Below are 6,000 nucleotides of genomic sequence, written 5' to 3' on the forward strand. Positions count from 1 at the left end.
GCCGCTCCCATTAGACCCCCGGCACGGGAATGCCGGGCGCGCTCCTTGCGGAGGGTTACGACACCCCCGGTGAATGCCCCCGTCGTTTCGGTACCACGGCGACGCAGTGGGGAGCGTGAATGGCGGTCGCCTGGTTCCTGGTCGGTCCCCGGGCGACCGCCCTAAGCCCCCGCCCTGGGTTCGCTTTGGTCGGCATACCCGGGGCGGGCCTGAAGAAGACAAAGCCGTCTCCGACCGAATGCCTGAACAGCGATCACGGCCGGAGACGGAGCCGTACGACACAACTCGAAGAGAGGCCGCACGTGTTAACGGTAAGCGATCTGATCAGCCCGGCAGCGTATCTGAGCATTTTCGGGACTGTGCAGGATGCCAATTCCGGCATGAGTGCGGATATGGCGCAGCGCATCACGGACGAGGGACTGAAGTTCGTCGTCGCCTGCGGCAAGATGCCTGACGTCGCCCTGGCTCCCTCCCGCGTCGTTGACGAAGGGTGGCATGCGCTCATCCTCCACACGAAGGTGTACGAGGAGTTGTGCGCGTCGCTGGGCGACGACTTCGTCCACCACTATCCCGGCTACGATCCGGACAACTACGACCCGCTGATCTTGCTGCGCACGCAGGACGCCATCCGTATTGCCGGGTACGACGTCGACGAGGAGCTATGGGGAGCCCCGGCTGGGGAGCAGCTCATCGCAGTATCCGCGAAGTGTCAGCACTCCCCGTCGGACACCGGACCCATCAAGCCCATGCCGACACCCCGTCCGCCGTGCCGGGACAAGCCGTAGCCGACGTCTGCCACACTCGGTGCGTCGATTGGAGGCCCCATGGCTGAGTTGATCAATAGCCGGTACGCCGCCCTGGTGGCTGCCTACCGCGAGGCTCAGAAAGAGGAGCAGGAGGAGACGCCCCCTGTACGGGGCTTCATCTTCTCTGAGGCTGAGCCCGGGCCCGAGTAACGCAGCGCCCCGAAGCCCCGTTCGTGATCCCCGCGGACGGGGCATGCTCATGCCTCCACACCCCCGACGTCCCGACGGCTGGAGATAGCCGCCTGAGCGATCCTGGAGAGCGTCAGGGAGCGTTCAGCGTCCACGACGAGCCAGCCCTTCGTCAGGAGGGACTGCAGTACTGGACGGACCTCGTCGCCCATCTCCTCGGCCAGGTCGTCATCCGTGGAGGACCGGACGGCGGATCCGTCTCGGCACGCTCATGACGGCGGGCACCTTCCGGCTGCCGGGTGTGCTGGCCATCCAGGTGGCCCAGGTCGACCAGATGTCCGGTGGCCGGGTCGAACTCGGCCTCGGGGCGGGCTGGTTCGAGGAGGAGCACAAGGCGTACGGCATTCCGTTCCCCAAGGAGAAGTTCGCGCGGCTGGAAGAGCAGCTGGCGATCGTCACCGGCCTGTGGGCCACCGGGACAGGAGAGGAGTTCAGCTACGACGGGACCTACTACCAGCTGGAGAATTCGCCCGCGCTGCCCAAAGAGGACGCCGACTTCCGGGCCGAGGTGGGGGAGTTCATCCACGGACTGGTCAGCCACTACGTCCTGGACGGTGGTGGCCTCGTGGTGTGCCACGCGGGACTGCCGGAGAAGTACCACGGCCGGACGTCGGGCCGGGTGCGGTCGTTCGCGCTGTACGGCGACACGACCGGCGAGACCGACGAGTTCGGGCTGCCCGTGCGCTACCCATGGGCGGAGGACTACCGCGGCCGCGCCGCCGTCGTCTACGGTCACACCCCCACCCCGCGCGCCAACTGGCTCAACAACACCCTCTGCCTGGACACCGGCTGTGTCTTCGGCGGTGCGATGACCGCGCTGCGGTGGCCGGAGCGCGAGTTGGTGGATGTACCGGCGGAGCGGGTCTGGTACGAGCCCGTGAAACCGCTCGCGACAGAGGCGCCCGGCGGGGCGGACGGCCGTCCGCTCGATCTGAACGATGTGGCCGGGCGGCGGATCGTGGAGACCCGGTACATGGGCCGGCTCGCGGTCAAGGAGGAGAACGCCGCGGCCGCGCTGGAGGTGATGAGCCGCTTCGCGATCGACCCGCGGCTGCTGCCGTACCTCCCGCCGACGATGGCGCCGTGCGCGACCTCGGCGGAGGAGGGGTACTTGGAGCACCCCGCGGAGGCGTTCGCCGGCTACCGGGCCGACGGGGTACGGGAAGTGGTGTGCGAGGAGAAGCACATGGGGTCCCGTGCGGTGGTCCTGGTGTGCCGTGACGAGACAGTGGCCGAGGAGCTCCCCCTTGCCCTAAAGGCATGGGAGGTACCCCCACCGGCGTGCCCAAGGGGATGTCGGGAGCCCTGTACACCCGCACCGGCCGGCCGTTCTTCGACGACCCGGAGGTGACCGAACGCGTTCTGCGGCGGATCCGGGACTGTGCCGAGGAGGCCGGTCTGTGGGCCGAGCTGGAGACCGACTGGCTGCTGCTGGACGCCGAGTTGATGCCCTGGTCGCTGAAGGCGACCGGTCTGCTGCGCAAGCAATACGCGGCCGTGGGCGCGGCGTCCGGGGCGGCGTTCCGGGGCGTGCTCGATGCGCTGGAGGCGGCGGCCGCCCGGGGCGTCGAGGTGTCGCCGCTGCTCGGCCGGCAGCGGGACCGGGCGGCGGACGCGGCCGCGTTCACGGAGGCGTACCGGCGCTACTGCTGGCGGGTCGGGGCGACGGCGACGGCGACGGCGGCGGAGGCGGAGGCCACCGAGGCACCGCGGGAGCCGGGCGGCGGCGCCGGGCTCGGGGAGCTGGATGGCATCCGGCTCGCGCCGTTCCAGATTCTCGCGGTGCAGGGCCGCAGTCTCGCCGGGCTGGCGCACACCGACCAGCTCGCCCTGCTCGACCGGCTGATCGCGGCCGAGGGTGCGGTGGCGGCCCGGGAGGCCGGGCCGGCCGGGGGCGCCACGGACCGGCCGGGGCTGCTCGCCACGACCCGGCGGATCCTCGTCGACACCGAGGACGAGACCTCGGTCGCGGCCGGTATCGCCCGGTGGCAGGAGCTGACCGCCGACGGCGGCGAGGGCATGGTCGTCAAGCCGGTGCAGGCGCTGGTCCGGCAGGCCGACGGGCGGCTCGTCCAGCCGGGCGTCAAGTGCCGTGGCCGCGAGTACCTGCGGATCATCTACGGGCCGGAGTACACCCGCCCGGAGAACCTCCAGCGGCTGCGCGTCCGTCATCTGGGCCACAAGCGCTCGCTGGCCCTGCGGGAGTACGCGCTCGGCCTGGAGGCGCTGGACCGGATGGCGGACGGCGAACCGCTGTGGCGGGTCCACGAGGCGGTCTTCGCGGTGCTCGCGCTGGAGTCGGAGCCGGTGGACCCGCGGTTGTAGGCGGGCCGGAGGGTGAGGGGCGGGCTATCCATTCCCCTCCACCTCTTCCTCCACCTCTCCCCTCCCCGTCACCCCGCGCGTGCTGCCGGACCCGCGGCCGGACCCGCGGCCGGACCCGCCGCGGAGCCTGCCCGGCTTCGGTCAGGCCGGCCGGCCTGACCGGACCGACATCGCCCGACTCCCTCCGCCGAGCCGTCCGAGCGGCCAAGATGGGTGGATGGGATTCCAAGTCGACTCCGAGGCCGGGCGGCTGCGCCGGGTCATCCTGCACCGCCCCGATCTGGAGCTGAAGCGGCTCACGCCCTCGAACAAGGACGCCTTGCTCTTCGACGACGTGCTGTGGGTGCGCCGGGCGCGGGCCGAGCACGACGGGTTCGCGGATGTCCTCCGGGACCGGGGGGTGGAGGTGCACCTCTTCGGGGATCTGCTGGCCGAGAGCCTGCAGATCCCCGAGGCACGGCAACTCGTCCTCGACCGGGTCTTCGACGAGAAGGAATACGGGCCGCTGGCCACCGATCATCTGCGGGCGGCCTTCGACGAGCTGCCGGTGCCGGACCTCGTCGAGGCACTGGTCGGCGGCATGACCAAGCGGGAGTTCCTGGAGCGGCACGCCGAGCCGATCTCGGTCCGCTTCCATGTGATGGATCTGGACGACTTCCTGCTGGGCCCGCTGCCCAACCACCTCTTCACCCGCGACACCTCCGCCTGGATCTACGACGGGGTGTCCATCAACTCGATGCGCTGGCCCGCCCGGCAGCGCGAGACCGTGCACTACGAGGCGATCTACCGCCACCATCCGCTCTTCCGTGGTGGGGGCTTCCATGTCTGGTCCGAGGGGCAGGCGGACTACCCCTCGACCATCGAGGGCGGCGACGTCCTGGTGATGGGCAGCGGCGCGGTACTGATCGGGATGAGCGAGCGGACCACCCCACAGGCCGTTGAACTGCTGGCGCGGGGGCTGTTCGCGGCGGGTTCGGCGCGCACGATCGTGGCGCTCGACATGCCCAAGCGCCGGGCGTTCATGCACCTGGACACCGTCATGACGATGATCGACGGGGATACCTTCACCCAGTACGAGGGCCTGGGGATGCTCCGCTCGTACACCATCGAGCCGGGCTCGGGCGATCAGGACCTCAAGGTCACCGACCATCCGCCGGAGCATATGCACCGCGCCATAGCGGCCTCGCTGGGCCTGTCGGACATCCGGGTGCTGACCGCCACCCAGGATGTGCACTCGGCCGAGCGTGAGCAGTGGGACGACGGCTGCAATGTGCTGGCGGTGGAGCCGGGCGTGGTGGTGGCGTACGAGCGGAACGTCACCACGAACACCTTCCTCCGCAAGCGCGGTATCGAGGTGATCACGATCCCGGGGAGCGAGCTGGGGCGCGGCCGCGGCGGGCCGCGCTGTATGAGCTGTCCGGTGGCGAGGGATGCGGTGCCGGGGGCAGCCTGAGCGTGACCCGTACTCCGCCAGGGAGCAGGCACCGGACCCGTACGGCAGCAGGTGGCCCGTATAGGGATACGTTTATTCGTATACAATTCCAGGGTCCGAGTCCGTCCCGACCGCCGCGAACCAGGAGCCCACCCATGGCGATAGACCTCACGGGCCGCCACTTCCTCAAGGAGCTGGACTTCAGCGCCGAGGAATTCCGCCGACTGATCGACCTGGCGGCCGAGCTGAAAGCGGCCAAGTGTGCCGGCACCGAGGTCCCTCGCCTCCAGGGCAAGAACATCGCCCTGATCTTCGAGAAGACCTCGACCCGGACCCGCTGCTCCTTCGAGGTCGCGGCCGCGGACCAGGGTGCCGCCACCACCTACCTGGACCCGTCCGGCTCACAGATCGGGCACAAGGAGTCGGTGAAGGACACCGCCCGCGTCCTCGGCCGGATGTTCGACGGTATCGAGTTCCGCGGCAGCCGGCAGTCCGACGTCGAGGAACTGGCTGCGTACGCCGGTGTGCCCGTCTTCAACGGGCTGACCGACGACTGGCACCCGACCCAGATGCTCGCGGACGTGCTGACCATGGTCGAGCACAGCCAGGGCCGCCCGCTGACGGAGACCGCCTTCGCCTACCTCGGCGACGCCCGCAACAACATGGGCAACTCCTACCTCGTCACCGGCGCCCTGCTCGGTATGGACGTACGGATCGTGGCGCCCAAGCAGTTGTGGCCCGAGGAGACGGTCGTCGCCGAGGCGCAGCGGCTCGCCGAGGTCAGCGGCGCCCGCATCATGCTCACCGAGGACGTGGCCGACGGCGTGCGCGGTGCGGACTTCGTGACGACCGACGTCTGGGTCTCCATGGGCGAACCCAAGGAGGTCTGGGACGAGCGGATCGCGCTGCTCGCCCCGTACGCGGTCACGATGGACGTGCTGCGCGCCACCGGCCGGCCGGAGGTCAAGTTCCTGCACTGCCTGCCCGCGTACCACGACCTGGGCACGGCGGTCGGCCGGGAGATCCACGCCCGGCACGGACTCTCCTCGCTGGAGGTCACCGACGAGGTCTTCGAGTCCGCGCACTCCGTCGTCTTCGACGAGGCGGAGAACCGGATGCACACGATCAAGGCGGTGCTGGTCGCGACGCTCGCCCGCTAGATGAATGAGTCCGATGTTCTCAGTGGTCGTAGGCGGTCAGGGATCGTTTGGCTGGGGCTCCGGTGGTCCAGTTGTGCCAGATGGCGGT

The 6,000-nt window shown here is 69.8% G+C and carries 3 protein-coding genes and 2 pseudogenes; all 5 read left to right on the forward strand.

The annotated features are described in order from the left end of the window. Window positions 1–380: 380 nt before the first annotated feature. Window positions 381–785, forward strand: coding sequence for a hypothetical protein (locus tag AB0C46_RS34825; RefSeq protein WP_362832866.1), 405 nt, complete (start codon window positions 381–383; stop codon window positions 783–785). Window positions 786–1,206: 421 nt separating this feature from the next. Then, window positions 1,207–1,422: pseudogene (locus tag AB0C46_RS34830) on the forward strand (LLM class flavin-dependent oxidoreductase); the annotation flags it as partial. 57 nt (window positions 1,423–1,479) lie between these two features. After that, window positions 1,480–3,320, forward strand: a pseudogene (locus tag AB0C46_RS34835) (polynucleotide kinase-phosphatase); the annotation flags it as partial. A gap of 217 nt (window positions 3,321–3,537) precedes the next feature. Further along, window positions 3,538–4,773 carry an arginine deiminase gene (locus AB0C46_RS34840; RefSeq protein ID WP_362832868.1) on the forward strand — a complete coding sequence of 412 codons (1,236 nt, stop codon included), beginning with the start codon at window positions 3,538–3,540 and terminating at the stop codon, window positions 4,771–4,773. A 134-nt stretch (window positions 4,774–4,907) separates the two neighbouring features. Beyond that, window positions 4,908–5,912 carry an ornithine carbamoyltransferase gene (argF, locus tag AB0C46_RS34845; RefSeq protein ID WP_362832870.1) on the forward strand — a complete coding sequence of 335 codons (1,005 nt, stop codon included), beginning with the start codon at window positions 4,908–4,910 and terminating at the stop codon, window positions 5,910–5,912. The last annotated feature ends 88 nt before the right edge of the window (window positions 5,913–6,000 follow it).

The organism is Streptomyces sp. NPDC048637 (genome assembly GCF_040650675.1).
Taxonomy (GTDB): Bacteria; Actinomycetota; Actinomycetes; order Streptomycetales; family Streptomycetaceae; genus Streptomyces.